This is a genomic window from Nonomuraea guangzhouensis, from assembly GCF_019396345.1.
In the GTDB taxonomy this organism is placed as follows: Bacteria; Actinomycetota; Actinomycetes; order Streptosporangiales; family Streptosporangiaceae; genus Nonomuraea; species Nonomuraea guangzhouensis.
In genome coordinates this window covers 38,900-65,252 of the sequence record NZ_JAHKRM010000010.1, presented here as the reverse complement: position 1 = coordinate 65,252, position 26,353 = coordinate 38,900, and the positions used below count along the sequence as shown (strand labels likewise).

29 protein-coding genes and 1 riboswitch are annotated in these 26,353 nt (G+C 69.7%); of the genes, 13 read left to right on the top strand and 16 right to left on the bottom strand.

Annotation, left to right across the window (positions count from 1 at the left end):
* Positions 1 to 10 precede the first annotated feature (10 nt).
* Entirely contained in the window at positions 11 to 430 is a 420-nt protein-coding gene (locus KME78_RS21600) for a nuclear transport factor 2 family protein (RefSeq protein ID WP_219530935.1), read from the bottom strand.
* Between the two features lie 62 nt (positions 431 to 492).
* Between KME78_RS21600 and KME78_RS67235 the strand changes: the two genes are divergently transcribed.
* A complete protein-coding gene (locus KME78_RS67235; protein WP_219530934.1) occupies positions 493 to 1,053 on the top strand; it encodes a TetR/AcrR family transcriptional regulator in 561 nt (186 codons plus the stop codon).
* A 9-nt stretch (positions 1,054 to 1,062) separates the two neighbouring features.
* On the opposite strand, the gene KME78_RS21590 is transcribed toward KME78_RS67235, so the two are convergent.
* From KME78_RS21590 to KME78_RS68025, 4 genes are all read right to left on the bottom strand, one after another.
* Entirely contained in the window at positions 1,063 to 1,890 is an 828-nt protein-coding gene (locus KME78_RS21590; RefSeq protein ID WP_219530933.1) for a sirohydrochlorin chelatase, read from the bottom strand.
* On the bottom strand, positions 1,872 to 2,600 hold the full coding sequence (locus KME78_RS21585; protein ID WP_219530932.1) for a phosphoadenylyl-sulfate reductase: 729 nt from the start codon (positions 2,598 to 2,600) through the stop codon (positions 1,872 to 1,874). Before KME78_RS21585 ends, KME78_RS21590 begins: the two co-directional genes overlap by 19 nt.
* 163 nt (positions 2,601 to 2,763) lie before the next feature.
* A complete protein-coding gene (locus KME78_RS21580) occupies positions 2,764 to 4,440 on the bottom strand; it encodes a nitrite/sulfite reductase (protein ID WP_219530931.1) in 1,677 nt (558 codons plus the stop codon).
* A 108-nt stretch (positions 4,441 to 4,548) separates the two neighbouring features.
* Positions 4,549 to 4,632 (bottom strand): putative leader peptide, encoded by an 84-nt coding sequence (locus KME78_RS68025; protein ID WP_311132608.1) that lies wholly within the window; start codon positions 4,630 to 4,632, stop codon positions 4,549 to 4,551.
* Between the two features lie 243 nt (positions 4,633 to 4,875).
* On the opposite strand from KME78_RS68025, the gene KME78_RS21575 reads away from it, so the two are divergent.
* From KME78_RS21575 to KME78_RS21550, 6 genes are all read left to right on the top strand, one after another.
* Positions 4,876 to 5,649: a TIGR03084 family metal-binding protein gene (locus KME78_RS21575; RefSeq protein ID WP_219531216.1), complete on the top strand. Its 774-nt coding sequence runs from the start codon at positions 4,876 to 4,878 to the stop codon at positions 5,647 to 5,649.
* Between the two features lie 36 nt (positions 5,650 to 5,685).
* Complete coding sequence (locus tag KME78_RS21570) at positions 5,686 to 6,060, top strand: YccF domain-containing protein (RefSeq protein ID WP_219530930.1); 375 nt, start codon at positions 5,686 to 5,688, stop codon at positions 6,058 to 6,060.
* A gap of 61 nt (positions 6,061 to 6,121) precedes the next feature.
* A complete protein-coding gene (locus KME78_RS21565) occupies positions 6,122 to 7,057 on the top strand; it encodes a YihY/virulence factor BrkB family protein (RefSeq protein WP_219530929.1) in 936 nt (311 codons plus the stop codon).
* Between the two features lie 6 nt (positions 7,058 to 7,063).
* Positions 7,064 to 7,543: a protein kinase family protein gene (locus tag KME78_RS21560; protein WP_219530928.1), complete on the top strand. Its 480-nt coding sequence runs from the start codon at positions 7,064 to 7,066 to the stop codon at positions 7,541 to 7,543.
* A gap of 47 nt (positions 7,544 to 7,590) precedes the next feature.
* Positions 7,591 to 7,669, top strand: a riboswitch (ZMP/ZTP riboswitch).
* Position 7,670: 1 nt separating this feature from the next.
* Positions 7,671 to 8,948, top strand: coding sequence for a serine hydroxymethyltransferase (gene glyA, locus KME78_RS21555; RefSeq protein WP_443687477.1), 1,278 nt, complete (start codon positions 7,671 to 7,673; stop codon positions 8,946 to 8,948).
* A gap of 597 nt (positions 8,949 to 9,545) precedes the next feature.
* Positions 9,546 to 10,043: a recombinase family protein gene (locus tag KME78_RS21550; protein ID WP_219530926.1), complete on the top strand. Its 498-nt coding sequence runs from the start codon at positions 9,546 to 9,548 to the stop codon at positions 10,041 to 10,043.
* A gap of 75 nt (positions 10,044 to 10,118) precedes the next feature.
* Here KME78_RS21550 and KME78_RS21545 read toward each other — a convergent pair whose 3' ends face one another.
* The 3 genes from KME78_RS21545 to KME78_RS21535 form a co-directional block, all read right to left on the bottom strand.
* Positions 10,119 to 10,817 (bottom strand): flavodoxin, encoded by a 699-nt coding sequence (locus KME78_RS21545; RefSeq protein ID WP_219530925.1) that lies wholly within the window; start codon positions 10,815 to 10,817, stop codon positions 10,119 to 10,121.
* 16 nt (positions 10,818 to 10,833) lie between these two features.
* Positions 10,834 to 11,682: an aldo/keto reductase gene (locus KME78_RS21540; RefSeq protein WP_219530924.1), complete on the bottom strand. Its 849-nt coding sequence runs from the start codon at positions 11,680 to 11,682 to the stop codon at positions 10,834 to 10,836.
* 74 nt (positions 11,683 to 11,756) lie between these two features.
* Positions 11,757 to 12,734, bottom strand: coding sequence for an aldo/keto reductase (locus KME78_RS21535; protein ID WP_219530923.1), 978 nt, complete (start codon positions 12,732 to 12,734; stop codon positions 11,757 to 11,759).
* 272 nt (positions 12,735 to 13,006) lie between these two features.
* On the opposite strand from KME78_RS21535, the gene KME78_RS21530 reads away from it, so the two are divergent.
* On the top strand, positions 13,007 to 13,876 hold the full coding sequence (locus tag KME78_RS21530; RefSeq protein ID WP_219530922.1) for a helix-turn-helix domain-containing protein: 870 nt from the start codon (positions 13,007 to 13,009) through the stop codon (positions 13,874 to 13,876).
* 540 nt (positions 13,877 to 14,416) lie between these two features.
* Here the strand turns inward: KME78_RS21530 and KME78_RS21525 are convergent.
* From KME78_RS21525 to KME78_RS21515, 3 genes are all read right to left on the bottom strand, one after another.
* Positions 14,417 to 15,718 carry a CHRD domain-containing protein gene (locus KME78_RS21525; RefSeq protein ID WP_219530921.1) on the bottom strand — a complete coding sequence of 434 codons (1,302 nt, stop codon included), beginning with the start codon at positions 15,716 to 15,718 and terminating at the stop codon, positions 14,417 to 14,419.
* Between the two features lie 160 nt (positions 15,719 to 15,878).
* Positions 15,879 to 16,595: an anti-sigma factor family protein gene (locus tag KME78_RS21520; protein ID WP_219530920.1), complete on the bottom strand. Its 717-nt coding sequence runs from the start codon at positions 16,593 to 16,595 to the stop codon at positions 15,879 to 15,881.
* Positions 16,592 to 17,140 carry a sigma-70 family RNA polymerase sigma factor gene (locus KME78_RS21515; RefSeq protein ID WP_246651560.1) on the bottom strand — a complete coding sequence of 183 codons (549 nt, stop codon included), beginning with the start codon at positions 17,138 to 17,140 and terminating at the stop codon, positions 16,592 to 16,594. Before KME78_RS21515 ends, KME78_RS21520 begins: the two co-directional genes overlap by 4 nt.
* Positions 17,141 to 17,431: 291 nt before the next feature.
* Here KME78_RS21515 and rsgA point away from each other — a divergent pair, with 291 nt between their 5' ends.
* Entirely contained in the window at positions 17,432 to 18,529 is a 1,098-nt protein-coding gene (gene rsgA, locus KME78_RS21510) for a ribosome small subunit-dependent GTPase A (protein ID WP_219530919.1), read from the top strand.
* Positions 18,530 to 18,546: 17 nt separating this feature from the next.
* On the top strand, positions 18,547 to 19,176 hold the full coding sequence (locus KME78_RS21505) for a phosphoribosyltransferase (protein ID WP_219530918.1): 630 nt from the start codon (positions 18,547 to 18,549) through the stop codon (positions 19,174 to 19,176).
* Between the two features lie 16 nt (positions 19,177 to 19,192).
* Here the strand turns inward: KME78_RS21505 and KME78_RS21500 are convergent, their stop codons facing one another.
* Entirely contained in the window at positions 19,193 to 19,669 is a 477-nt protein-coding gene (locus KME78_RS21500; protein WP_219530917.1) for an ATP-binding protein, read from the bottom strand.
* 129 nt (positions 19,670 to 19,798) lie between these two features.
* On the opposite strand from KME78_RS21500, the gene KME78_RS21495 reads away from it, so the two are divergent.
* Together KME78_RS21495 and KME78_RS21490 are read left to right on the top strand one after the other, a co-directional pair.
* Positions 19,799 to 20,686, top strand: coding sequence for a Sco1979 family transcriptional regulator (locus KME78_RS21495; protein ID WP_308127061.1), 888 nt, complete (start codon positions 19,799 to 19,801; stop codon positions 20,684 to 20,686).
* A 115-nt stretch (positions 20,687 to 20,801) separates the two neighbouring features.
* Positions 20,802 to 21,035, top strand: a complete 234-nt coding sequence (locus tag KME78_RS21490; RefSeq protein WP_219530916.1) for a DUF397 domain-containing protein — start codon at positions 20,802 to 20,804, stop codon at positions 21,033 to 21,035.
* Positions 21,036 to 21,321: 286 nt separating this feature from the next.
* Here KME78_RS21490 and KME78_RS21485 read toward each other — a convergent pair whose 3' ends face one another.
* The 4 genes from KME78_RS21485 to KME78_RS21470 form a co-directional block, all read right to left on the bottom strand.
* Positions 21,322 to 21,633: a WhiB family transcriptional regulator gene (locus KME78_RS21485; RefSeq protein WP_080036407.1), complete on the bottom strand. Its 312-nt coding sequence runs from the start codon at positions 21,631 to 21,633 to the stop codon at positions 21,322 to 21,324.
* Positions 21,634 to 21,734: 101 nt separating this feature from the next.
* Positions 21,735 to 22,649: a sucrase ferredoxin gene (locus KME78_RS21480; RefSeq protein WP_219530915.1), complete on the bottom strand. Its 915-nt coding sequence runs from the start codon at positions 22,647 to 22,649 to the stop codon at positions 21,735 to 21,737.
* A gap of 60 nt (positions 22,650 to 22,709) precedes the next feature.
* Positions 22,710 to 24,221, bottom strand: a complete 1,512-nt coding sequence (locus KME78_RS21475) for a glycerol-3-phosphate dehydrogenase/oxidase (RefSeq protein ID WP_219530914.1) — start codon at positions 24,219 to 24,221, stop codon at positions 22,710 to 22,712.
* Positions 24,214 to 24,723: a TetR/AcrR family transcriptional regulator gene (locus KME78_RS21470; protein WP_214636010.1), complete on the bottom strand. Its 510-nt coding sequence runs from the start codon at positions 24,721 to 24,723 to the stop codon at positions 24,214 to 24,216. The genes KME78_RS21475 and KME78_RS21470 overlap by 8 nt, the downstream gene beginning before the upstream one ends.
* A gap of 31 nt (positions 24,724 to 24,754) precedes the next feature.
* On the opposite strand from KME78_RS21470, the gene KME78_RS21465 reads away from it, so the two are divergent.
* Positions 24,755 to 26,350: an FAD-binding oxidoreductase gene (locus KME78_RS21465; protein WP_219531213.1), complete on the top strand. Its 1,596-nt coding sequence runs from the start codon at positions 24,755 to 24,757 to the stop codon at positions 26,348 to 26,350.
* The last annotated feature ends 3 nt before the right edge of the window (positions 26,351 to 26,353 follow it).

Below are 26,353 nucleotides of genomic sequence, written 5' to 3'. Positions count from 1 at the left end.
GGGCGCGCCCTTACGAGCCCAGCACCGCCATCAGCGGCAGCGGGTTGATGTAGTCGCGATAGTGCACGATAAATCCGTCACGCACCCGGATCACGGCGATGACCCGCTGGGTGAACGGCGCCCCGGTGGCGGCGACGTGACCGTGGACGGTGTATTCGACGATGACCACCTCGGGATCGGCCGTCTCGTGGATCACCACATCCACGTGCGTCTCGAACGTGATCAGCCGCCCACCCGTCGCCATGAACGCGCGGATCTCGTCCCGCCCGCTGAGCGTCTCTGGGACGCCCTCGGGGCGGTAGGGCCACTCGATGACCCCGTCGGGAGCCATCAACTCCACGAACCGCTCCACATCCGCCGACAGGCTCGTCTCCAGTACCCGCTCGACCACTTCACGCGCGTTCACGGCCACCCCACTTTCGTTGAACATGTGTTCATTGAACGACCGTATAATCAAAATCGTGGTTCAGTCAACACCCGTACAATGAATCGGTGTCCGACGAGAAGCCGCGCCGTACCCGCGCCGAACAGCGCCGTGAGACCGAGGCCCGGATCCTCGCCGCCGCCCGCGCCACCTTCGCCGAGCTCGGCTACGAGCGCACGACGATCCGGGGCGTGGCGTCCGCCGCGGGGGTCAACGCGGGGCTGGTGATGCACTACTTCGGCAGCAAGGAGGAGCTGTTCTCGCGCGCGGCCATGCTGCCGGAGGAGGAGCTGCCGGTGGGGCATCCGGCGGAGGCCCTGCTCACCTCGCTGCGCCGGCGACTGGACGACGAACCGGTCGCGTCGCTCGTCGTGCTGCGTTCGATGCTCACGCACGCGGAGGCGTCGGGGGAGTTCCGGGTGGCGGCGTCGGCCTGGCTCGACCGGGTGGGGGCGGCCATCCCGGCCGCCGACGCCGAGCTGCGGGCCGGGCTGATCAGCGCGATCATCAACGGGGTGGTGCTCGATCGCTACCTGCTCAAGCTGAGCTCTCTGGCGGACGCCCCCGCCGACGACATCCTCGCCCTCCTGCGCCCGTGCTTCGAGAGCCTGGCGGGGGAGTCGGGCTGACGTTTTCGGTTACGAGGCCGCCGCTCCGGCGGGCGCGCAGGCTGCGGTGGCGTAGCGCTCCAAGAGGACCTCGGCCAGTTCGGGTGCCGGGCCGAGCACGTCGGCGACCACGTCGGCACCTGCTTCGAGGGTGGTCCGCCGTACCTTGTCGGCGAAATATCCGGGCGCCAGCAGGTACGGCGCGACGGCGATCCGCGGCGCGCCCGCCTCACGGAGGAGCGCCACCGCCTGCGCGGGCGTCGGCTCGGCCGCCGACGCGTACGCCGCCGTCACCGCCCACCAACGTCGCCCCACCACACCCAAACCTGCCCCGGGGAGAGCCGGACGCCCCCAGTCGCGGGCCATCCGCACGACCACGCCGTTGGCCCGCGGATCGCTCGACCCGGCCGACACCAGCACGATCGCCGTATCCGGATCGCCGGCCACCACCCCCGCCTCAGCCAGTCGCCGCTCCAGCGTCGTCAGCAGCAGCGGGTGCGGTCCCAGCGTCGCGCCGTAGCGCACGCGCAGCAGCGGGTTACGCGCCCTGGCCTCGTTGAGCGCCGCCGGCAGGTCCACCCGGCTGTGGTACGCCTCGGTGAGCAGCAGCGGCAGCACCACGGCCTCGTCCAGCCCACGCAGCGCCTGCGCCAGGGACGGGGTCGCGTGGTCGAGGTACGCCGTCCGCACCGGCAGCCCGGGCCGGGCCCGCCGTACCTCGTCGAGCAGGGCTTCCACGGTCGCGGCGGCGCGCGGGTCGCGGGACCCGTGCGCCACCGCGACCAGTGGCACGTCCTGGCCCGTCCCGTCTGCCAACGAGACGGGCCAAACGCTGGGGGTTACAGGTGAATGCCGCATTCGACCTTCCCCAGCCCCGCCCAGCGGCCGCTGCGCGGGTCCTCGCCCTCTGCGACCTGCCGGGTGCAGGGAGCGCAGCCGATCGAGGGGTAGTTGTCATAGTGCAACGGGTTGATCAGCACCCCGTTGTCGGCCATGTAGTTGTCGACGTCGTCCTGGGTCCACTTGGCGATCGGATTGACCTTGACCATCTGCCGCTTGGCGTCCCACTCCACGACCTTGGTGTCGGCGCGGGTGGTCGCCTCGTCGCGGCGGATGCCCGAGATCCACGCCAGGTACGGTTCGAGCGCCCGGTTGAGCGGCTCCACCTTGCGCAGGTAGCAGCACAGGTCCGGATTGCGGCCGAACAGGCGCGGCCCGAGCTCGCGTTCCTGCTCCTCCACCGTGCGCGGCCCCCGCACATTGATCACATTGACGTCATAGACCTGCTGAACCGCGTCACGCGTGCCGATCGTCTCGGCGAAATGGAACCCCGTGTCGATGAACAACACGTCAACCCCGGGCTTGACCCGGCTGACCAGATCGATGAGCAGGGCGTCGCTCATCGAGGAGGTCAGGCACAACCGATCGCCGAACGTCGCCGCCGCCCACCGGATGATCTCGCGGGCGGACGCGTCCTCCAGGAAGACCGCGGCGGACTCGACGATGTCCTGCAGGTCGAGCGTGCCGCGTTGATCTCTTAGACCGACCTCGATGTCGACGAGCGTCATATCTTCACTCCGATTCCGAGAAATTTAAGCTTGAAGGCGCGGGCGCAGGACCGGCAGTACCAGCCGCCGTGCGCCGCGGAGTCGGGGGCGTTGGGATCGCCTTCGTAGGGCTCGAGGTCCTCGTCGCCGCAGTAAGGGCAGTGGAAGGGGACGGCCCGCGTGGTCATCTCAGGTCACCCTCGTCCGCGCGCTGCACCCAGTCGGCGAACGACTCGCCTTCCTTCTTCTGGGCGTCGTAGTGCTTCACGACCCGCTCCACGTAGTCGGGCAGCGCCTCGGCGGTGGTCTTGAGTCCGCGTACCTTCCTGCCGAAGCCGGGGTTGACGCCGAGCGAGCCGCCCAGGTGGATCTGGTAGCCCTCGACCTGCTCGCCGTTCTCGTCGACGACGAGCTGGCCCTTGAGGCCGATGTCGGCGACCTGGATGCGGGCGCAGGAGTTGGGGCAGCCGTTGACGTTGATGGTGAGCGGCTCGGCGAAGTCGGGCAGGCGCCGCTCCAGCTCGTCGATCAGGTTGGCGGCGGTGGCCTTGGTCTCGACGATGGCCAGCTTGCAGAACTCGATGCCGGTGCAGGCCATCGTCTGGCGGCGGAACGTCGACGGGTTGACCTGGAGGTCGTTCGCCTCCAGCTCGGCGACCAGGGAGTCGACCTGGTCGGGCGGGACGTCGAGGACGACCATCTTCTGCTCGACCGTCGTGCGGACCCGGCCGGAGCCGTGCCGCTCGGCGATGTCGGCGATCACGTGCAGCTTGTCGCCGTCGAGCCGGCCGACCTTGGGCGCGAAGCCCACGTAGAAGTTGCCGTCCTTCTGCGGGTGGACCCCGACGTGGTCGCGGCGGGAGCCGCGGGGCGCCTCGGGCGCGGGCCCGTCGGGCAGCGCCTCCTTGAGGTATTCGGTCTCGAGGACTTCCCGGAACTTCTCCACGCCCCAGTCGTTGACCAGGAACTTGATCCGCGCCCGGTGCCGCAGCCGCCGGTACCCGTAATCACGAAATATCCCGATCACGCCGCCGTAGACGTCGCCCACCTGCTCAGGACGTACGAACACGCCGAGCCGCTTGCCGAACATCGGGTTGGTGGACAGCCCGCCGCCGACCCACAGGTCGTAGCCCTTCTCCCCGCTGGGCAGCTCGACACCCACGAACGCCACGTCGTTGATCTCGTGCACCGTGCAGTGCGACGGGCACCCGCTCACCGCCGACTTGAACTTGCGCGGCAGGTTCGAGAAGGCCGGGTCGCCGATGAACCGCTCGTTCAGCAGGCGGATCTCCTCGCTGGCGTCCAGCACCTCGTCGGTGTCGATCCCGGCCAGCGGGCAGCCCAGGATGACGCGCGGGGTGTCGCCACACGCCTCGGTGGTCGACAGGCCGACCGCCTCGAGCCGCTCCCAGATGTCGGGCACCGACTCGATCTCGATCCAGTGCAGCTGGACGTTCTGCCGGTCCGTCAGGTCCGCGGTGCCCCGGCCGTAGTCGTTGGAGATGTCGGCGATGACCCGCAGTTGCGGGATGCTGAGCTGACCGCCGTCGATCCGCACCCGGAGCATGAAGTAGCGGTCGTCGAGCTCCTCGGGCTCCAGGATCGCGGTCTTGCCGCCGTCGATCCCGGGCTTGCGCTGGGTGTAAAGGCCGTACCAGCGCATCCGGCCGCGCAGGTCGGCCGGGTCGATCGAGTCGAAACCACGCTTGGAGTAGATGTCGATGATCCGCTGGCGGACGTTCAGGCCGTCGTCGTTCTTCTTGTTCTCTTCATTCTTGTTCAGCGGCTCCCGGTAACCGAGAGCCCACTGGCCTTCGCCGCGCGGGCGTTTGTGATGCCGGCTGGTGGCAGGGGTGCTCATTGCGCGTCCTTCGGTTGGTGGGCGCGCGCAGGCTTCCTCCCGCCTCATCATTGAGTGCAGGGGTGAAGGAGGAGATTTGCGACGCGCGCAACGGAGAAAACGGGTGGGTTAGCGGGCGTCGCAACAGATGGCACTGCGGACACGCTGAAGATCGACGTGTCGTCGACCGACAAGCATGGGGTCCGCTGGCATATCTCGAAGATACGCTAGGTATCCGTTATGTCCAAGACAGGGTCCAGACTGTGGACGCCTCACTACCCCTGACGGGGCCAGTCCAGGTCCGACTCGGCGGGCTCCTCCGCCTGCTGGTGCTGGCAATCGCACCAGGATCCGCCGCGACACTCCTCGTGGCGCTTGTTCTTGCAGTTCTCGCAGATCACCCTTGCATTATTCCTCGTAGAACGTTGTTCGGTTAGGCTGGCCCGCGTGGACCTGATGGGCGAGTTGCTGGCCGACCTGCGCGCGGAGACCGCGTCACTCGACGATCTGTTACTGACCCTCGAACCCGGAGACTGGGAGCTCGCCACGCCCGCCGAGGGGTGGGCGGTGCGTGACCAGGTGAGCCATCTGGCCTGGTTCGACGAGGCCGCGCGCACCGCCGCGACCGACCCGGACGTGTTCCGCGCGGCGGCGGCTCACTTCACCTCCACCGACGACCTCGCCGCGGAATTCCGCGGTCTCGCCGCCGACGAACTGCTCCACTGGTGGCGTACGGCCCGCGCCCGCAGCATCGAGGTGTTCGCGAGGCTGTCGGCCCGCGACCGGCTGCCGTGGTACGGGCCCGACATGTCGGCCGCGTCCTTCGTGACCGCCCGCTTGATGGAGACCTGGGCGCACGGCCAGGACGTGGCCGACGCGCTCGGCGTCACCAGGGAGCCCACCCGCCGGCTACGGCACGTGGCGATGATCGGCGTCAGGGCCATGCCCTATGGCTTCGCCGTACGGAACCTGCCCCTCCCGGAGCGGCCGGTCCGCGTGGAGCTGACGATGCCCGACGAGACGCCGTGGACGGCGGGGCCCGAGGACGCCGCCGACGCGGTGCGCGGGCCGATGCTGGACTTCTGCCTGCTCGTCACCCAGCGCGTCCACCGGGACGACACCACCCTGGAGATCACCGGCGAGACGGCCCGCGCCTGGATGGAGATCGCGCAGGCGTTCGCCGGACCACCAGGTAAGGGACGATCAGGGAAAAGCAAGGGGCATTCCTGATGATCTGAGGAGGGTTCGCGGTGTCATGCTGGTGTTATGCGGACAATCCTGAACATCATCTGGCTGATCTTCGCGGGGGTCTGGCTGGCCATCGGCTACACGATCGCCGGGATCATCTGCTGCATATTGATCGTCACGATCCCCTTCGGCATCGCCTCGTTCCGGATCGCGGCCTACGCGCTGTGGCCGTTCGGCCGGACCGTCGTCCGCGACCCGGACGCGGGGGCGCTGTCCACCATCGGCAACGTCATCTGGCTCATCTTCGCCGGCTTCTGGCTGGCGGTCGGGCACGTGGTCACCTCGATCCCGCTGTTCCTCTCGATCATCGGCATCCCGCTGGGCGTGGCCAACCTGAAGCTGATCCCCGTCTCGCTCCTACCGCTGGGCGCACGCATCGTCGACGTCGACTAGGGCAGTACTCGGGGGACGTAAGCTGTCCCGAAGAGTCACTGCCACACAACCGTTGGGTGCCATGACGTCCACCGATGCGCCTAGCCGGTCGAAGCGGAGGCGGCTCGCCTCCAACGCCCGTGCCAGGCTGAGCTGGGTGCGCGACACGAAGTCGTGGACGACCGTCCGCGCGACCACGAACGCGGCCGTCACCTACCGGGTGTCGGGTCTGGCGGGCGAGGCGGCCTTCTTCGCGCTGCTCTCCCTGCCGCCGTTCGTGCTGGGCCTCATCGGCGTCCTGGCCAAGCTCGGCAGCTGGCTGGGGCCCCAGGTAATCGGGCAGGTCAAGGCCTGGGTCATCGAGCAGGCCGGCCTGCTGTTCACCGACGACGCCGTGCACAAGGTGGTCAACCCACTCATCACCGACGTCCTCAGTGACGACGCGAGCAAGGTGTCGATCATCTCGGTGGGCTTCCTGCTGTCGCTCTGGTCGGGCTCGCGGGCACTGTACGTGTACGTCGACCTCATCTCCGTCTCCTACGGGCTCGGCGAGGCGCGCGGCATCATCAGGACCAGGCTGATGTCGTTCGGCCTGTACGTGATCGGGCTGGTCATCGGGATCATCGTGATGCCGGTGCTGGTCATCGGGCCGACGCTGATCAAGGACGCGCTGCCGGGGGAGTACGGCGTCCTCGTCGACCTGCTGTACTGGCCGGTGGTGGTCATCGGCTCGGTGCTGTTCCTGAGCGTGCTCTACCACGTGAGCGTGCCGATTCGCACGAAGTGGTACCGGGAGCTGCCGGGGGCGATCCTGGCGCTGTTCCTGTGGATCGTGTGCGCCGCGGTGCTGCGGGCCGTACTGGCCGCGTGGTTCTCGCCCGTGTCCGTCTACGGCTCCCTGGCCGCGCCCATCGCGCTGCTGCTCTGGCTCTACATCACCGCGCTCGCCGTGCTGATCGGGGCCATCTTGAACGCCGAGGTCGATCGGCTCTGGCCGGGCGCCAGCCGGACGAAATAGGAACCGATGGATTTACCGCAGCGGGTCGGGCCGTACACCCTCGTCCGCAAGCTGGGCGAGGGCGGGATGGGGTTCGTCTACCTGGTGCGGGACGCGGCGAGCGGGCCCGTCGCGCTGAAGATGATGCGGCCGGAGCTGGCCGCCCGCGAGGAGTTCCGGCGCCGGTTCGGCAAGGAGGCCGAGGCCGCCAGGAGGGTCGCCAGGTTCTGCACCGCGCCCGTGCTGGACGCCGGGATCGAGGACGGGACCGCCTACCTGGTCACCGAATACGTCGAGGGCCCCGACCTGTCCGGCGTGGTCACCCGGCGGGGCCCGCTGACCGGCTCGAACCTCGAGGCGCTGGCCGTCGGCGTGGCCACGTTCGAGGGCGGCATGCAGCTCCAGTTATGGGCCGTCTTCGAGGGCCTGCCCGAGGACGCGGAGCACGTGGACGTCAACCTCGGACCGCTCGGCATGATCAAGAACGTGGCCCTCTCATCCGCCTGATCACCTGATCCTTGCCCAGCCGCCCCTGTGGGATCCGCTATCGTCTAAAACGTAGCGACTGGCGCGTTAGGTGGGGCGAACCACCGGGGAGCGGAGGGGCGAAGGCCGTGCGCCTGGGTCTTCGCGCATTGTCAACGATGACAGGAGCGTCATGAGTTCTCTCGCTACGGTAGACCCGCAGATCGCCGAGCTCATCAAGGCGGAGGAGCGCCGGCAGGCCGACACCGTCAAGCTCATCGCGTCGGAGAACTACGTGTCCAAGGCCGTGCTCGAGGCCACGGGCACCGTCCTGACCAACAAATACTCCGAGGGCTACCCCGGCAAGCGCTACTACGAGGGTCAGCAGGTCATCGACCAGGTCGAGACCCTGGCCAACGAGCGGGCCAAGGCACTGTTCGGCGTCAACCACGCCAACGTTCAGCCCTACTCGGGCTCGCCCGCGAACCTCGCCATCTACATGGCCTTCCTGCAGCCGGGCGACACCGTGATGGGCATGGGCCTGCCGTTCGGCGGCCACCTCACGCACGGCTGGTCGGTCTCGGCCACCGGCAAGTGGTTCAACCCGGTCCGCTACGGCGTGCGCCAGGACACCGGCCGCATCGACCTCGACGAGGTCAGGGCGCTGGCGCTGGAGCACCGGCCGAAGCTGATCTTCTGCGGCGGCACCGCGATCCCGCGCACGATCGACTTCGAGGGCTTCGCGTCGATCGCCCGCGAGGTGGGCGCCGTACTCGCCGCCGACATCGCGCACATCGCCGGCCTCGTCGCGGGCGGCGCGCACCCGTCGCCGGTGGGCCACGCCGACGTGATCTCCACGACCACGCACAAGACGCTGCGCGGCCCGCGCGGCGCCATGCTCATGGCCACCACCGACGAGCACGCGACCGCGCTCAACAAGGCCGTCTTCCCCGGCCTGCAGGGCGGCCCGCACAACCACACCACCGCCGCCATCGCCGTGGCCCTGCACGAGGCGTCCACCGACGACTTCAAGGCCTACGCGCACCAGGTGGTGACCAACGCGAAGGCGCTGGCAGAAGAGCTGTCGAGCCGCGGCTTCGACCTGGTCTCGGGCGGCACCGACAACCACCTCATCCTGCTCGACCTCACGCCCAAGGGCATCGGCGGCAAGCCGGCCGCGCAGGCGCTCGACCGCGCGGGCCTGGAGACCAACTACAACACGGTCCCCTTCGACACCCGCAAGCCCTTCGACCCGAGCGGCATCCGCATCGGCACCCCGTCTGTCACCTCGCGGGGCATGGGACCGGCCGAGATGCGGCAGATCGGCGCATGGATGGACGAGGTCGTCACCGCCCTGGCCAAGGGCGACGCCGAGCACGTCATCAGCCGCGTCCACCACGAGGTCAGCGAACTCACCGCCCAGTTCCCGGCGCCCGGCCTGGCCTGATTTCTTCGGATAGACCGCCTTCATCCGCCGCACGTGGCTGAGGGCCTTTGGGAAAAACGGCCGCTGAATCCGGCTTGTCTTTTCGGGTGAACGGCTTTCATCCGTTACGGCAAGCCGCACCCACCGCCACCCGCCGCACATGGCCGGGGGCCTCCAGGAAAACGCCCGCTGAACCCGCACAGGGCCAGGCGCCGTTACGTGCGTCCAGTTGGCCGGTGGCGTGGTCCGGCGGGCCGGAGGCGTCCTCCCGGACGGCGACCACCGGGAGGACGCGGCGGGTGGGCTCGCGGCCAGGTTCTGCCCGCGCCCACATATGCGCGGTGCGGCGCCTCGCCCCCAGCCGGGACGTGGTGGGCGTGCCGTGCCACCGTCTGCCTGCTGGCGGCGATTCGTCGGCATGCCGTGCCGTCATCTGTCAGCTTCGGGCGCTGTTGGCGTGCGGTGCTGTCGTCCGCCAGCTGCGGGGCGCTGTTGGCGTGCGGTGCTGGCCCTCCACCCCCGAGCGTGTCCCCAGCCGCCAGGTAGGCGCTCACTCCGCAGACGTACCTCCAGCCTCCGGGATGAAGTTCTGACTACGTTGCGGAGCCCTCGCCCGGAGTGTCGGGGTTAGCTGGTTTTCCGACAGGCCGCTCACCTACCTCGTCCAAGGTCGCTGCCGCTGCGCACCCTGGCGACACCCCCATGGTGTCGGAGCTGTTCCGGCTCTGCCGCGACCTGGTCGACATCCACGCCGTGCGTAACTGGTGCCAGGCCCGCGGAGTCGTCTTGCGGGTCCTGTCGGGGCCGTTGTCGAACTTCCACGACCTGTCCGCCGATGACGCGACAACGGCGCTGATCATCAATGTGATCACCGCTGTGGGACAGTTCCAGCGCGATCTGCAGAACCTGCTGACCGCCGAGGAGATCGCCGCGGCCGAAACCGAAGGACGATACCGCGGCCGGCCGCCCGCGCTGGCCGGTGCCCTGCGCGAGGAGGTTCGGACCGCGTTTCGGGACCAGGGCGCATCGATCGCGGCCCTGGCGCGCACCCACGGGGTGAGCCGGGCCGCCATCCGGACGGCGCTGTCCGGCCTGCTGCCCGGCTCTTCAGCCTGAGGCGGCCCAGCCAAAGCGATTGCCCGAGACCGCCGCCTCGCGGGCCCATCACCGAAGTCGGCAGCGGCCGGGGGGTTACGCGCGCGGCAGGCCGGTGCGGCGAAGCCAGGCGTCGATGGCGGGGCCGGCGTCGGTGACTTGTTCGCCACGGACGGCGAGGCCTTGGCCGAGGGCGGCGCCGGGGCAGGAAGCGGCGTAGTCGGCTTCGGTGGTGCCCAGGCCGCTCATGGCGTAGGTGGTCAGTGGGTGGATGGTCTGGCCGGTGAAGTCGAGCTGTTCGGTGAGCGTCGTCATGATCATGGGTGCGCGGACGTTCCAGACGGGGCTGGCCAGCAGGACCATTTGGTAGGGGCCGAGGTCGGGCAGAGCGCCGGCGATGGCGGGGCGGGCGTCGGTGTTCTGTTCTTGGACGTTGCGGGCGACGGTCTGCTCGTAGTCGTCGGGGTAGGGGTCGGCGGACTGGATGCGGTAGGTGTCGCAGTCCAGACGACGGCTGATCATCTGGGCGAGGACCTGGGTGTTGCCGACCTTGAGAGTGCGGCGGCCGCCGTAATGGTAGTTCTCGCCGGGGCGGGAGAAGTAGACCAGCAGGACCGTGCGGGCCGCCGCCGCGGAGGGCGGCGGGCTCGCCGGTTGCGAGGCCGGCTCGCTGTTTGGCGTGGGTGCCGGTTGGTCCCGGCCGCCGCAGGCGGTCGCGGTGATCACGGTGCCTCCTAGGAGCAGCGTGCCGCGCAGGACTTGGCGGCGGTCGAGGGTCCGTGGGGTGCGGTCCATCGCCTGGCCTCCTTGATCAGCTGGTGCGGCGGTTGCCGAGCCAGGTGACCATGGCGGGGTCGCGGTGGTCGAAGTACAGTGAGGCGCCGTTGTCCAGGCCGGCGATGCGGTCCATCTCCTCGGCGGTGAGTTCGAAGTCGAACACGTCCAGGTTGGCCTTCATCCGCTCGGGGCTGACGGACTTGGCGTTGACCGGGATGCCCCGCTGGATCAGCCAGCGCAGCACGACCTGCGGCACGCTCTTGCCGTGCGCCTGGCCGAGCTCGGTGAGGACGGGGTCGGTGAACAGGTTGTTCTTGCCTGCGGCGAACGGCCCCCACGACTCGATGACGATGCCGCGCTCGCTGTTGATCTGCTGGTCGGCGGCGCGCTGGAAGAAGGGGTGGACCTCGATCTGGTTGACCGCCGGGGTGATGTCGTTGTGGTCGACGATGTCCACGACGCGGTCGGGGTAGAAGTTTGAGATCCCGATCGCCTTGGTCCGTCCTTCGCGGTGCAGGGCCTGCATCGCCCGCCACTGGCCGTAGACGTCGCCGTAGGGTTGGTGCATCAGGTACAGGTCGAGGTAGTCCAGGCCGAGTTTCTTGGCCGAGGTCTCGAACGCCCGGCGGGTGTGCTCTTCGGCGGGGTTGTCCTGGACCCACAGCTTGGTGGTGACGAATAGTTCCTCGCGCGGGATGCCGCTGGCGGCCAGGGCCCGGCCGACGGCCTCTTCGTTCTCATAAGAGGCGGCGGTGTCGAACTTGCGGTACCCGGCGACCAGGGCGTCGGTGACGGCCTGCTCGGTCTGCCCTGCCGGGATCTGGAAGACCCCGAATCCCAGGATCGGCATATGGACGCCGTTGTTCAGCGTGACGGTCTGCATGGATGTTCCTTCATCATGATCGGTACGGCCGCTTGATACGGCCGGCTGGTGGGAAGATCTGCCGAGGGGCGCGGTCAGCGTTCGAGCATCGCCAGGCCGGACTCGGTGTGGGTGTCGCCTGCCGCGGGCGGCAACGCCGACAGCCGGGCGAGTTGCTCTCCGGTCGGCTGGAGGTCGGCGGCGGCGATGTTCTCCTCCACCCGGTGCACACGCTTGGTGCCGGGGATGGGGACGATGTCCTCGCCCTGGGCCAGCAGCCACGCCAGCGCCACCTGCGCCGCACTCGCTCCCGCCTCAGCGGCGACCGCCTGGACCTCATCGGCGATCCGCAAGTTGGCCTCAAGGTTGGCGCCGGTGAAGCGCGGGTTGCCGTGCCGGAAGTCGCCCTCGCTGAACTGCTCGGCCGACCTGATCGTGCCGGTGAGGAAGCCGCGGCCGAGCGGCGCGAACGGCACCAGGGCGATCCCGAGCTCCCGCAGCACCGGCAGGACCCGCTCCTCCACGCCGCGCGTCCACAGCGAGTACTCCGACTGGACCGCGGCGACCGGGTGGATCGCGTGGGCGCGGCGGATGGTGTCCGGCCCGGCCTCCGACAGCCCGAACGCCCGCACCTTGCCCTGTTCGACCAGTTCGGCGACAGCGCCGGCGACATCCTCGATCGGCACGCCGGGGTCGACGCGGTGCTGGTAGTACAGGTCGATGTGATCGGTGCCCAGCCGCGCCAGGGACCCCTCGACCGCGGTGCGGATGTTGGCGGGACGGGAGTCCAGGGTCCATGCACCCGCTCCGCCGTGCGAGATCAGCCCGAACTTCGTCGCCAGGACCACCTGGTCGCGGCGGCCCTTGAGCGCCCGGCCCAGCAGCTCCTCGTTGGTGTAGGGCCCGTAGATCTCCGCGGTGTCGATCAGCGTGACACCCAACTCCAGGGCGCGGTGCAGCGTGGCGATCGACTCGGCCTCGTCGGTTCCCGAATCGGTGTAGCCGTGGGACATGCCCATCGCACCCAACCCGATCCGGGACACGTTCAGATCGCCCAGCTTCACATACTTCATGACCGTTCTCCCTCGTGTGGCCAGGCCCGGTGGTCGTGCTGCTCGGGAGCCTGGCCGCTGACCTACCTCGGCCAGGTCGGCCCGGGATATCCCGGCTGCCGCGACCGGGCAAACGCTTCTTTGCCCGCCCTAGCGGCCGTGCGCGATCGGCCTTCCTCTGGTGGGGGCCTGTGCTTCCAGCTAACCCCTCACCGGCGGGGGGAGACAGTCACCGGCTAAAGGGGTACCGGCAGGGACCCCCTCACCATGGACGGGATGCCTAACCTGGGGATATGGACAACCGTAGCGAGGTCAGGGCATTCCTCACCTCACGCCGGGCCAAAGTCAGCCCGCAGCAGGCCGGCCTGCCTTCCCACGGCCGCCGCCGGGTGGAAGGCCTGCGGCGCGGCGAGGTCGCCGCGCTGGCCGGGGTCAGCGTCGAGTACTACACGCGGCTGGAGCGCGGCAACCTCGCCGGCGCCTCCGACAGCGTGCTGGACGCCATCGCCCGCGCGCTGCAACTGGACGACACCGAGACCGCGCACCTGCACCACCTGGCCCGCGCCGCCGCCGCCCCACCGGCCCGCGCCCGCCGCGTCAAAACACCTGAGGTACGGGCCCCGGTCCGCCGGGTACTGGAGGCGATGACCGGAGTGCCGGCGTTCGTGCGCGACCATCGATTCGACATTCTGGCCGCCAACCCCCTCGGCATGGCTCTGTACGCGCCCATGTTCGCCGGTGAGGTTCTGCCGGTGAACTCGATGCGGTTCACCTTCCTCAACCCGCACGCCCAGGGCTTTTACCCCGACTGGGCGCAGGTCGCCCGCTCGGCGGTGGCCGCGCTGCGCATCGCCGCCGCCCGCAACCCCCACGATGAGCGCCTGGCGGGCCTCATCGGCGAGCTGTCCATGCGCAGCGACCCCTTCCGCGCCTGGTGGGCCGCCCAAGATGTCTACGTGCACCAGCACGGCACCAAACGCTTCCACCACCCCGCCATCGGCGACCTCGACCTCGACTTCGAGGCCTTCGAGCTGCCCGGCGACCAGGCCCTCACCCTCCTGACCTACTCCGCCGAACCCGGCACCCCTTCCGGCGACGGCCTGCGACTCCTGGCCGCGTGTAACACCGAAACCTCTGCTCGGGCCTGGCACATCACCGAATGAACATCCCGGCCTCGGACCTCCCACTGGGGAGCGGCTGTCCCTGCCGCTCTGCGTCGTGCCGCTCCGATATCGCGATCGGCCTGATCGCCAGGAGCGGGGCAGGTCAGGCGGCCAGGCCGAGGCCGATGATGCCGTAGAGGTTGGCGTTGGACCAGAACAGCGGGGTCAGGCCGCGCTTGTCGGCGTCGGTCATCTTCTGCTGCCAGGCTGAATCCTTCAGGGAGCGCTGGTCAGCGGGGGGTGCGTAACAGATCGGCTCTGAAAAGCCCTGGTCGGTGGGGATGAGCGCGGCGGCGCGTAACAAGAGAGGCCGTAACAGCAGAGAAGACACGCGGACGCCCCGCCGTACGGAGGGTTACGGCGGGGCGTCGGGTGCCTTCGGGGGCGGGCCGGTTTGCCCCCGAAGGCGGTGGCCGGTGGCGGGCGGGGGAAAGTCGCCGCCATCAGCCGGGGGCGGTCCTTGCGGGCGGGACCGAATCGCCCGCTCGGACCTGGTCTTCAGTTGGTCGGCCGGCCCAGGAACGGCCGGCCCAGGAACAGTCAGCCCAGGAAGAGATAGTCGGCCTTGTAGTCGACCTGGGTCTTGGCGCCCACGGTGCAGGTGCCCGCGGGGGCCACGCCGCCCTCGGTGTTGAGGCGCAGGATCGTGGTGGCGTGGGCCAGCAGGCCGGTGTTCTTGCCGGACTGGGTGGCGTCCAGGACCAGTTCGGGGATGTTGCCGTCGCCGTTCGGGGTCTTGGTGACGAGGGTTCCGCGCACCGCGCTGCCGTCTGGAGCGATCCACTGCGGTGGTCCGGCGGCGGGGGTCACGAAGGAGTGGTCGATGCCGCGCCGCAGTTTGGCGGACACGCCGAACTGGGTGAAGGCGGGGGCCGCGCCGGGCTGCTGGGTGCAGGCGTAGATCTGGGCGCCCTTCAGGACCTCGGCGGTGACCGCGCGGGGGTGGTCGAACGGGTCGCCGGAGAGTTGGCCGCGCACCGCGCCGCCGTTGAACTCCGTGGTGTGCAGGTTCGTGTAGTAGCGGCCGGGGTTGGCGGCGATGCGCTTGACGATCGGCGCGGCGACCTTGGTCTCGCCCGCTATGCCGGTCAGGTTCGACGGCAGGCCCGCGGCGTCGGCGAACAGGTCGGCGACCACGTCGCCGTTCTTGCCGCTCGCTCCCTTGTGGATGTGGCCGTTGGTCACCGGGGCGAGCCCGGTCCAGAAGGCCGTGTAGCCGATGACCGAGCCGTTCGGGCGCAGCCACCAGGTGGCCTGACCGTCCTGGTCACCGCGCTTCTTGCCGTCGTCGGCCGGCACTTCCTTGGTGCCGTCGGCGCGTGAGGAGAGCGTGGCCTGGTTGCTGCCCTGGAGGACGCCGTTGAGGTCGATCGGCTTGTTCAGCCGGTGGAACTGGCCGCGGACCGCGCCCTTGGGGTGGGCGGCGTCGTGCAGGTTGGCGTAGAAGCCGCCGGGGTCGTCGATCAGCGCCTTGACCAGCGTCGGGTCGGCTGTGACGGTGCCGGTCACGCCGAGCGCGGACGTGGGCAGCGGCTTGGTGAAGAACTCGAGCTTGACGTCGCCGTTGGCACCCTTGGCAGCCTGGTGGATGTGCCCGGCGGTAGGTGAGTCGATCTTGTTCCAGCGGGCCGCGAACGTGACCTCGTTGCCACTGATCTTGATGACGACGGTCGAACGGCCATCGGCGTCACCCTTGACGCCCACCTCGTTGGCGCCACGCAATCCGGCGGCGAGGTACACGTCGTCACCGGAGGCCGCGACAGTCGCCTGAGCCGCGGTGACGGGAGCGAGAAGGCCGGTGGCGAGCAGTGCCCCGGACAGGGCGAGCGTGCGAATCGACATGATGAAACCTCTTCAAGGATTGTCATTCGGGTTGGTACGGCAAGCAGTACGCGACCCGGCCTCGAAGGGGTTCAATCGAGTTATCGGTAAAAGTACACATAAGGCGAGGGGTATAAAAAAGCCCTCCCACCTGCGGTGGAAGGGCTTCTGAAGTGCTCGTTCAGGCTCTGACGGTAAGTAAAGTCTTACCTGTGGTGGTGACCACTTCGAAATGATCGATGTCCTGAATCTTCCATGGACTGCCCCCGTGCATGTAGAGGGGCTCGGGCGAACCGGGCACGCCATATCCGGCGGGCGGCACCGACCAGCCGGTCATGATCCGCTTCTGCCCCGACTTCGACACCGAGATCAGCTCGCATTCGAGCGGTCCCTTCACCCCCGCGAGCTTGAGCGCGGCATGCGTGCCCCAGCCCTTGGACTCCAGCACCAGCCCGCCGGACACGCCGTCCGCGCCGACGCCCGGGATCGGCGTCCCGTCGGCGTAGAACTGCTCCGCGGGGCCCAGATGCGCGTGCTGGTCCGACGCCACGACCGGCGCCGCGTCATTGCCCCCGAGTTGGGTGCCGACCGCGAGTCCGCCGGCCACCAGCGCGACCGAGGCCGCCAGCCCGATCACTAACGTGCTCTTCCTGGACCGCCGGTCCTCCGCCTTCTGACGCCGGAGCAGGTCGATGACATCGGCCTGCCCGTAATCAGGAGGGGGGTCTGCTCGCACCGGCCCGATCCCCGTCAGCACGCTGGCCACCCCGGCCAGCTCGGACAGTTCCGCCGTGCACGACGGGCAGAAGGCGAGGTGCGCTTCGAAGGCCAGCCTGTCGTCGTCGTCCAGCAGGCCGAGGGCGTAGGCGCCTACGTCCGTATGCTCGACTCTGTTCACGCCGTCACCCCTCTCTCCTGCAGTGCGACGCGCAACGCGCGGACCGCGTAATAAACCCGGGACTTCACTGTGCCAACGGGTATGCCGAGCGCCAACGCGGCGTCGTTGACCGACCGGTCTCGCAAGATCGTCTCGTTGAGGATCTCGCGGTGGGCCGGTGATAACGCCATCAGCGCCTCGGATACGACCACCTGGTGCAGCAGTCCCTCCATCTCGTCCGGCACAGGCATGCTCTCCAGCGGGCCGTCGCCTGATTCCGGCGGGCGGGCTTCCTTGCGCCGCCGGTCATCGATCACGATACGGCGTGCGACCGTCGCTAGCCAGGGCATAAGGGAAGCTGAGTCAGGATCGAGCTGCTCGGAACTTCGCCAGGCGCGGATCATGGTCTCCTGCACGACGTCCTCGGCCCATTGCCGATCGCCCGCCGTCAGCCGGATCACGAATGCCAGCAGCGGCCGGTGGTACTCCCGGTAGAGCGTGGAGACGACCACTTCGTCATCCGGACGTACTCGCCTCATCCGGTGGCGTGAGCGTGGCTTGCCCATGGGGGCGACTCCCTCGGCCGAGGGCGGGGGACACGTGCTGACTCGCATCATTCCCCTTTCAAAGTGCAGTCGGCAGGAAGTACGCGCAGAATGTGGCCCCAGGTTCAATAGATCGGGAAGAAAGTCGTTGCGAATCCCCAGCAGGGATGCGTAGAGTCTGTCCCCAACAGGAGCGAGGAGGTGAAGACCATGCGGGTTGTTCTGTTCCGCTTGCCGTCTGTCAACCTCCGGGTGTCCGCGTAGTCACGCGTAGCGACCCGGGTCCTTCTCGACCACAAAGGTGTCACTCCGTTGTTTTCCGATCTGTTCCTGCTCGGCTGGACCGAATCCCGCGCCGCCGAGCTGCCACCGCTGACCGTCCCGGCCCGGGTGTCCCGGGTCGATCGCGGCGCCGCCGAGGTGATCGCCGCCGACGGGCAGCAGCACGCCAAATACGGCGCCCGCGTCCGCAGGGCGTCCGCTGACGACCCCGTGGCGCTGCCCTGTGTCGGAGACTGGGTCGCGCTCAGAGAGCTCCCAGAGGGCCGGTACGAGCTCGACGCGGTCCTGCCGCGAACCAGCGCCTTCGTCCGGGGCGGCGTCAGCCGCGACTCGCGCGGCGGGCTGTCCGGCGACGGCCAGGGCCAGGTGCTCGCGGCCAACGTCGACATCGTCTTCGTCGCCGAGCCGTCCATGCACGCCACGGACTTCGCCGACCTGGGCCGCATCGAGCGGCTCGTCGCCCTGGCCTGGGAGTCCGGCGGCACGCCGGTCGTGCTCGTCACCAAGTCCGACCTGTTCGACCGGGGCCTGGACGAGCTCCTCGCCGACGTGCGCACCGCGGCGCCGGGCGTCGACGTGCACGCCGTCTCCTCGATGCGCGGCGACGGCGTCGAGCTCGCCCGCGGCTACCTCGAAGGCTCGCGCACGGCCGTCGTGCTCGGCCCGTCGGGCGCGGGCAAGTCCACGCTCGTCAACGCCATGGCGGGTGGCGGGGTGATGGACACCCAGCAGGTGCGCGCCGCCGACGGGCGGGGCCGCCACACCACCGTGCACCGGGAGCTGATCCCGCTGCCGGGCGGCGGGCTGGTCATCGACACGCCGGGCATCCGCCGGGTCGGCCTCTACGACATGAGCGAGGGTGTCGAACTCGTCTTCTCCGACATCGAGGAGCTGGCGGCCGGCTGCCGGTTCGACGACTGCGGCCACGAGAGCGAGCCCGGCTGCGCGGTGCTCGCCGCGCTGGAGAACGGCGAGCTGCCCGAGCGGCGGCTGCTGAGCTGGCGCAAGCTCCAGCGCGAGGCCACCTGGATGGCCTCGCGCACCGACGCGCGGCTCCGCAAGGAGCAGCGGGACAAGTGGAAGGTCATTCACAAGGAGATGCGCCGGACGGGCAGAAACCGGCCCTGATCGGGTAATACCCCTGCATGGACCTGCTGTTCGCGGACCGTGCGCAAGCAGGGGAGATGCTCGCGGAACGCCTGCGCGGCGCGCGGAACCCCCTCGTGCTGGCGCTGCCGCGCGGCGGCGTGGCGGTGGCCGTGCCCATCGTCCGCGGCATCGGCGGCCGGCTCGACGTGCTCGTCACCCGCAAGATCGGCTATCCGCCGACGCCCGAACTGGGCGTCGGCGCGATAGCCGAGGGCGGCGAACCGGTGTTCGACCTGCTCCTGCTGCGCAGGCTCGGGATGACGCCCGCGTCGGTGGCGGAGGTGGTCGCGGAGGAGCGGCGCGAGCTGGCCCGCCGGGTCAAGGTCTATCGGGGTGACCGCCCGTTGCCCGACATCGCCGGTCGCGAGGTGATCGTGGTCGACGACGGCCTGGCCACGGGCGCGACCGCGCGGGCCGCGCTCCGGGCAGTCCGCGTGGCCAGGCCGGGCCGGCTGACGCTGGCCGTCCCGGTGGGCGCCCGCGACACCGTCGAGGCCATGCGCGAGGAGGCCGACGAGGTGGTGGTGCTGCGGATGCCGGCCGATTTCCGGGCGGTCGGGCAGTGGTACGAGCACTTCGACCAGCTCAGCGACGCCGACGTGCTCGAACTGCTGGCCGAGGTCTGAGGTGCTCGGAGCAGAGTCAGGCGCTCAGGACGGCCCAGACGAGCTTGCCCTGGCCGCCGGGGGTGAGCCAGCCCCAGCCCGTGGTGAGCGCCTCGACCAGCCGCAGGCCGCGACCGTATTCGGCGAAGATGTCGGTGGCGGGGGTGGCGGCCGGCGCGTGCCGGCTGTAGTCGCTCACCACACATGCCACCTCACGCAGCCGGCTCAGCAACCGGAGCTGAATGGCGCCGCCGCCGTGCCGCATCGCGTTGGTGACGAGCTCGGAGACCACCAGCTGGGCATCGAAGACGATGCCGTCGGAGCCCCACGAGGTCAACGTCCGGTCGACGAACCGCCTGGCAGAGGCCACACACTCGGGCTCGAACGTGCTGAGTTCGCGAAAAGGGAAGACCGCGTCACACGGACCGCGTCGCCCTTCGAGCAGAATGGGCAGCAGCCAACCCGGCGCCTGAGCGCCGGTGGCGGCTTGCGGCCGAGCGTCGAAAGTCGTCATCTTGGCCCCCGAAGCGCGGTCTAGGTGATCCAATGCCCATCTTTACGGCGTGTGCTTACCGATGCAAGACTTTTGGTGTTTACAGATGCAAATCGCATCTGCACGTGCAGATGATCTGGGAGCGGTAGTGTGAGCGCACTGAGTGCGGAAGGGAACGTGATCGGCCACTCGCCGGGAAGCCCGACGGTCCTGCGGATTCTGCTGGGTACGCAGCTGCGCAGGCTCCGCACGGAGCAGCGTATCTCGCGGGAGGACGCGGGGTACGCGATTCGCGCTTCTCACGCGAAGATCAGCCGGTTGGAGCTCGGCCAGGTCAGCTTCAAGGAGCGCGACGTGGCCGACCTGCTCACGCTCTACGGCGTCACCGACCCCGCCGAGCGGGCGCCGCTGCTCGAACTGGCCCGGCAGGCCAACGCGCCCGGCTGGTGGCACAAGTACGGTGACCTGCTGCCCGGCTGGTTCGAGGTGTATATCGGGCTGGAGGGCGCGGCCTCGGTCATCAGGACGTACGAGAACCAGTTCGTGCCCGGCCTGCTCCAGACGCCCGCCTACGCCAGGGCGGTGATCAAGCTGGCGCACGAGACGACTCCCGTCGCGGAGCTCGACCGGCGCGTCGCGCTGCGCACCAGGCGCCAGGACCGGCTGACCGGCGACCGGGCGCTCAAGCTGTGGGCGGTCATCGACGAGGCCGTGGTGCGGCGCGCGCTGGGCGGCCGCGAGGTGATGCGCGAGCAGGTCGAGCACCTGCTGGAGATGACGGCACGGCCGAACGTCACCGTTCAGGTCATCCCGTTCGAACGCGGTGGGCACGCGGCGGCCGGCGGGCCGTTCAGCATCCTGCGCTTCCCCGAGCGTGACCTGCCCGACGTCGTCTACCTGGAGCAGCTCACCAGCGCCCTCTATCTCGACAAGCCGGCGGAGTCCGAGCATTACATGCAGGTCATGGACCGGTTGAGCGTCCAGGCCGACTCCCCTGAGCAGACCAAACGCTTCCTGGAGCGCCTGCTTTCGGTGTGATCCACACCATAAGAGGATTTTGGTCATCACCTATATAGCGATCTTGTCGCTACCGTATCGTGATCTCGCAACCACGGCTGCACGTGCATCCGTAAGCGCGCGAGGGAGCTTCCCCATGCATGAGTTCCGGAACGGAACGCCCGCCGGTCGCCTTTCCGCCGTCTGGCGAAAGAGCAAGTGGAGCAACCCGAACGGCAACTGCGTCGAGGTGGCCGATCTGCCCACAGGGGAGGTGGCGATGCGTAACTCGCGCTTCCCTGAGGGGCCCGCCCTGGTGTACACGCGGGCGGAGATCACCGCGTTCGTGCTGGGCGCCAAGGACGGCGAGTTCGACGACCTGATCGTCTGAGCCGGCGGCACCGAGATGGCCTGAGCCGGCGGTACCGAGTCAGAGGTAACGATCCAGCGGCACCTGTCACGGAAGGTGCTGATCCTGGGGCACATAGATCCGGAAACCACTTCAGCCCGGCGTCACGGATGACGCCGGGCTGAAGCGCGTGCTCGGGGTAGAGCTGGTGCTTGATCAAGCAGTTGTCCCGACCGGGTTCACCGGAGCCTGGACGTGGCGGGCCAGGCTCCGGCTCATCGGGACAACTGCGTGATCACGCGGTGATCACGGACGCTGCCGGGTGGAGTCAGGCGGCGGAGATGCCGGCGCTGGCCGCGCGGCGCATGCGACGGCGACGCTCGGAAGCGCGCTCGTCCTCGTTCAGGCCACCCCACGTGCCGTACTTCTCCGGACGGGACAGCGCGTAGTCCAGGCACTCGTTGCGGACAGGGCACTGGGCGCAGATCGCCTTGGCCTTCCGCTCGCGCACGTCACGCTCGGGCTGCCGCTCCCCATCGGGGCCGAAGAAGAGCACGAGGTCCTCACCCCGGCACGCGGCATCATCCTGCCAACCCCAGCTGGGGCGCGGGCGGGCGAGCTGCCGACGTACCTGAGACATGAGAAAACCACCTTCGTGAGAGGTATTTCAGTAATTGAGCCGCATTGGACGCTTTCGGCGTCACTGTTCCAACGCAAAGGTAGGCCGTGATGTTCCCGTGATCAGGTAAGCGCGGGCGTGGCGTACCGCACAGGCCTGAGCCTGTCCAGCGAAACCAGCCGGTAGGTGGTGATCTGCTCGGCGCAAGCCGTACCACACGGCGCTTGGAGCACCGATGGCTCAACCACAACCTGGAACCGGACGTCGCCGCAGCGCACGATGGCTTCGGTGACGTCGCCGTCCGACCTGGAGGATTCCACGGCCACTGCGCCGACAGAACGCTCTCCCGTATGGGTTCGGGCGAAGTGCTCGACGGCTTGCAATGGCTCAGGGATGCCTGCGCGTCCCCGGTAACGGTCGAGAATGATCTCGCCCGACCGGTACGCGTTAGCCGCTGCGATCGCAGCAGCCTGAGACATGCTGCCGTAGAAAATTCCGTGTGGCAAGCACACGAGGTTGGCGGCGTAGCGATCGCCGCCAACGTGTGACGTTTCCCACACTCTGTCCGGCCAGTTTTCGGCCAGTGTCCGAGCGAGGGGTAGTCCAATGCGGGCGCAACACGCATTGCGCTTGGCGTGCGTGCAGACCAGAAATACCGGCTCGTCTTCAAGTATGCAGGACTCCGGGACCACTCCGGCCACCAGCGCGTCGAGGTCGAGATCTTCGGGACCTGCGATGACTCCGCTGGCCAGCCAGGGGTTGGGGCCGACGGCGTAGCCCACTAGCACACGCAGGTCCTGCTCCTGCGGGCGGGCTCGCCGGCCGGGGCGGCGGATGAGCTGGGGCCGGATGCCACGTTCGAGGGCGCGCTGCACGAGTTTCGAGATTCTCTCAGGAAGCTCGAAGCTTTCCAGATGCGACGGCCACGGCCCGTCGTACTCGACGAGTAGCCACAGCCGGGCTCCCACGGTGGCGCTGGCCAGATTCGGCACAGCGCCGGTGTGGGAGCCGTCCGGATGCTCGCAGGCCCTGGTCAACGCCTTCCTCCCTCATAGCGAATTAGGTAAGACTAACCTAACGGTGAGGGGGTAAAGGTGTTATCCGGCAAACGCCGCCCGCGCGGCGGGCAGCGCCGCCGCCCTGTCCTCGGGGACGAGCCCGATCCTGGTCCTGCGGTCGAGCAGGTCGTCCGCGTCGAGAGCGCCCTCGTGGGCGACGGACCACCGCAGCTCGCCCAGGGTGATGCCGAGACAGACCTCTTCGGGATGCGCCTTGACGAGTTCGTGCACGGCCGCCGCCTCGGAGCCGTAGCGGGCGACCAGCCGCTCGGGCGTGCGGTCCGGCCCGCCGGCCGGGGGCGGGGCACCATGATTCTGGACGGCTCCGACGAGCGGCATCGAGGTGGTGCGGCTCGGGCCCGCTGGGAGGTTCCGCGCCGAGACCGCTCGATCCACCGCGTCCTCCGCCATCCGCCGGTATGTCGTGAGCTTGCCGCCCACGACCGTGATGAGGCCTCCATCCGCGAAGACGGCGTGCCTCCGGGAGACGTCGGCCGTCCGCCCGTCCGCCGCCAGGAGCGGCCTGAGCCCCGCGTAGGCGCCCGCGACGGCCTCGCGGGCCACTGGCACCGCCAGTACCGTGTTGAGCACGCTCAGGAGCGCCCTGATGTCCTCCTCGGGCGCCTCGGGCACGTCGGGGACGGGGCCGTCGAGGGGTTCGTCGGTCAGGCCCACGTACACGCGGCCGTCGGCTTGGGGGAGTACGAGCGCGAATCGATTGCTCTCTCCGGGTATCGGGATGTGCAGCCCGGACAGGAGGCCGGGCAGGGTCCCGGGGCGGAGCACGAGGTGCGTGCCGCGCGACGGGCGCAGTGTCACCTGGGGATCCAGCAGGCCCGCCCACACGCCCGCCGCGTTGATCACCGTCCTGGCCCGGATGCCGAACTCCGCGCCGGTCAGCTCGTCGCGGACCTTGGCGCCCTCGCCGGTCAGCTCCAGGGCGCGGCAACGGGTCAGGATCCGCGCCCCGTGCGCCGCCGCCGTCCTGGCGATGGCGACGACCAGCCGGGCGTCGTCGAGCACGCGGCCGTCCCAGGACAGCAGCCCGCCCCGCAGACCGTGCTCGCTCAGCATGGGCGCCAGCGTGTGCGCCCGGGCGGCCGTCAGCCGGGACGGGCCGGGCAGCAGCCGGCGCGGCGTCAGGGCGGTGGCGCGCAGCGCGTCGCCGAGTCGGTAGCCGGTCATCAGCAGCTTCGCCTGGGGCCTGGAGACCTCCGGCGTCAGCGGCAGCACGTACGGGTGTGCCTTGACCAGGTGCGGAGCCGTCCGCCGCAGCAGGATGCCGCGCTCGACGGCGCTCTCGCGGGCGACGCCCACCTGGCCCCTGGCGAGGTAGCGGAGCCCGCCGTGAATGAGCTTGGAACTCCACCGCGATGTGCCGAACGCCAGGTCGTGCGCGTCGATCGCCGCTACGCTGAGACCACGCGAAGCGGCGTCGAGCGCCGCGCCCGCACCCGTCGCGCCCAGGCCCACGACCAGCACATCGACGGTCTCCTCCGCGACCACGGCCAGCTCGCGGGCCCGTCGCGGCGCGTTCAGCGAGCTATCCAAGGTAGGCCTCCAGCAGGGTGGCGAGTTCGGCGTCGAGTTCGTCGAGGGTCACGGGGTCGAGCATGGTGGGCGCCGACAGCAGGAACGACTGCGCCACCAGCAGCACCGCCCTGGCCTTGCGGCGGTCGCCGACGACGTCTTCGAGCACGGCCAGCACCGCCTCGTGGGTGGCGCCGCGCCGATCCAGCAGGTACGGCAGGAGCAGCTCCGGATCCGCCTCCACGATCTTGCGCCAGAGCGGATGCCCACGCAGCCGTCGTACCCCTTCGACGACCGCCGCCACCGGATCCGACATGTCGAGATCCGTGACCGCCAGCACCCACTCCCGCGTCATCACATCGGCGACCAGGCTCCGCACGTCCGGCCAGCGGCGATAGAGCGTCATCCGGGACACCCCCGCCCGGCGCGCCACGTCGGTGAGCGTGGTGCGCCGCACCCCGTAGGCGAGCACGCAGTCGCGGGCCGCGTCCAGCACGCCGTCATTGTGACGAATCGACGTCATATGTCACAGTGTAGACGTGCTGAACGAACCCATGCTCTGGTCGGGCTGGGGCGACCCCGCCAAGGCCCGTGAGCTGCCCCCGCAGATCCGCGAGCTGCTCCACGACCTGCTGGGCGTGCGCGAGCCGGCCGCGCCCTCCTCCTCGTTCGAGTCCGTACGGCTGGCCACAGTCGCGCTCTCGCCCGCGCTCCTGGCCGCTCTGGCCGAGGTGGTGGGCCACGAGCACGTGCTGACCTCGCGCGCGGCCCGGATCGGGCACACGCGCGGCAAGTCGACGCCCGACCTGCTGCGCATGCGCGCGGGAGACGGGTCGGACGCGCCCGACGCCGTGGTGCTGCCCGGCTCGCACGACGAGGTGGCCGCGCTGCTGCGGGTGTGCGCCGCCGAGCGGATCGCGGTGGTGCCCTTCGGCGGCGGCACGTCCGTGGTGGGCGGCCTGGCGGCGTCCCGGTCCGGCTTCGCCGGGGTGGTGGCGCTGGACCTGGCCCGGCTCGACCGGCTCGTCTCGGTCGACGCCGAGTCGATGGTCGTCACCGTCGAGCCCGGCCTCCGGGCGCCCGAGGCCGAGCGGCTGCTCGAACGGCACGGGCTGACCCTGGGACATTTCCCGCAGTCGTTCGAGTACGCCACGCTGGGCGGCTTCGCGGCGGCCCGGTCCAGCGGGCAGGCTTCGGCGGGGTACGGGCGCTTCGACGACATGGTGGTGGGGCTGACCGTCGCCACGCCCTCCGGCGACCTGTCCCTGGGGCGCGCGCCGAAGTCGGCGGCCGGGCCCGATCTGCGGCAGCTCCTGCTGGGGTCGGAGGGGGTGTTCGGCGTGATCACGGCACTGCGGCTGCGGGTGCGGCGGGTGCCCGAGCGGCGGGTGTACGAAGGGTGGCGCTTCGGGTCGTTCCGGGAGGGGACGGCCGCCCTGCGGGCACTGGCGCAGGAAGGGCCGCTGCCGACGGTGCTGCGGCTCTCGGACGAGACGGAGACCATGATCGGGCTCGCCCGGCCGGACGCCATCGGGGGCGGGGACTCCGGCTGCCTGGTGATCGCGGGCTACGAAGGACCGGCGGCGCAGGGTTCCGCGACGTCGGCCGAGGCCGCGACGTCGGTCGAGGGGCGGCGGGCCGGTGCGGGGGCCGTGCTGGCGCGGATGGGCGGGGTGCCGCTCGGGACCGAGCCGGGACAGGCGTGGGAGCACGGCCGGTTCGCGGCGCCGTACCTGCGCGACTCGTTGCTGGCCGTCGGCGCGACGGTGGAGACCGTGGAGACGGCCGGGTTCTGGTCCGCGCTGCCCCGCCTGTACGACGCGGTGCGGCTGGCGCTGCTCGGGGCCCTGGAGTCGCCGCTGGTCATGTGCCATGTCTCGCACGTGTACGAGACCGGGGCCTCGCTGTACTTCACCGTCGTCACCGCCCAGAAGGGGGACCCGGTGGAGCAGTGGGAGCGGGCCAAGGAGGCGGTCAGCGCGGCCATCGTGGCGGCGGGCGGCACGATCTCGCACCACCACGGCGTCGGCCGCGACCACCGCGAGGCGTACGCGGCGGAGCTGGGGCCGGTGGGCGTGGACATCCTGCGGGCGGTCAAGTCCCGGCTCGACCCCGCGGGCATCCTCAACCCGGGCATCCTGATCCCCTGAGGG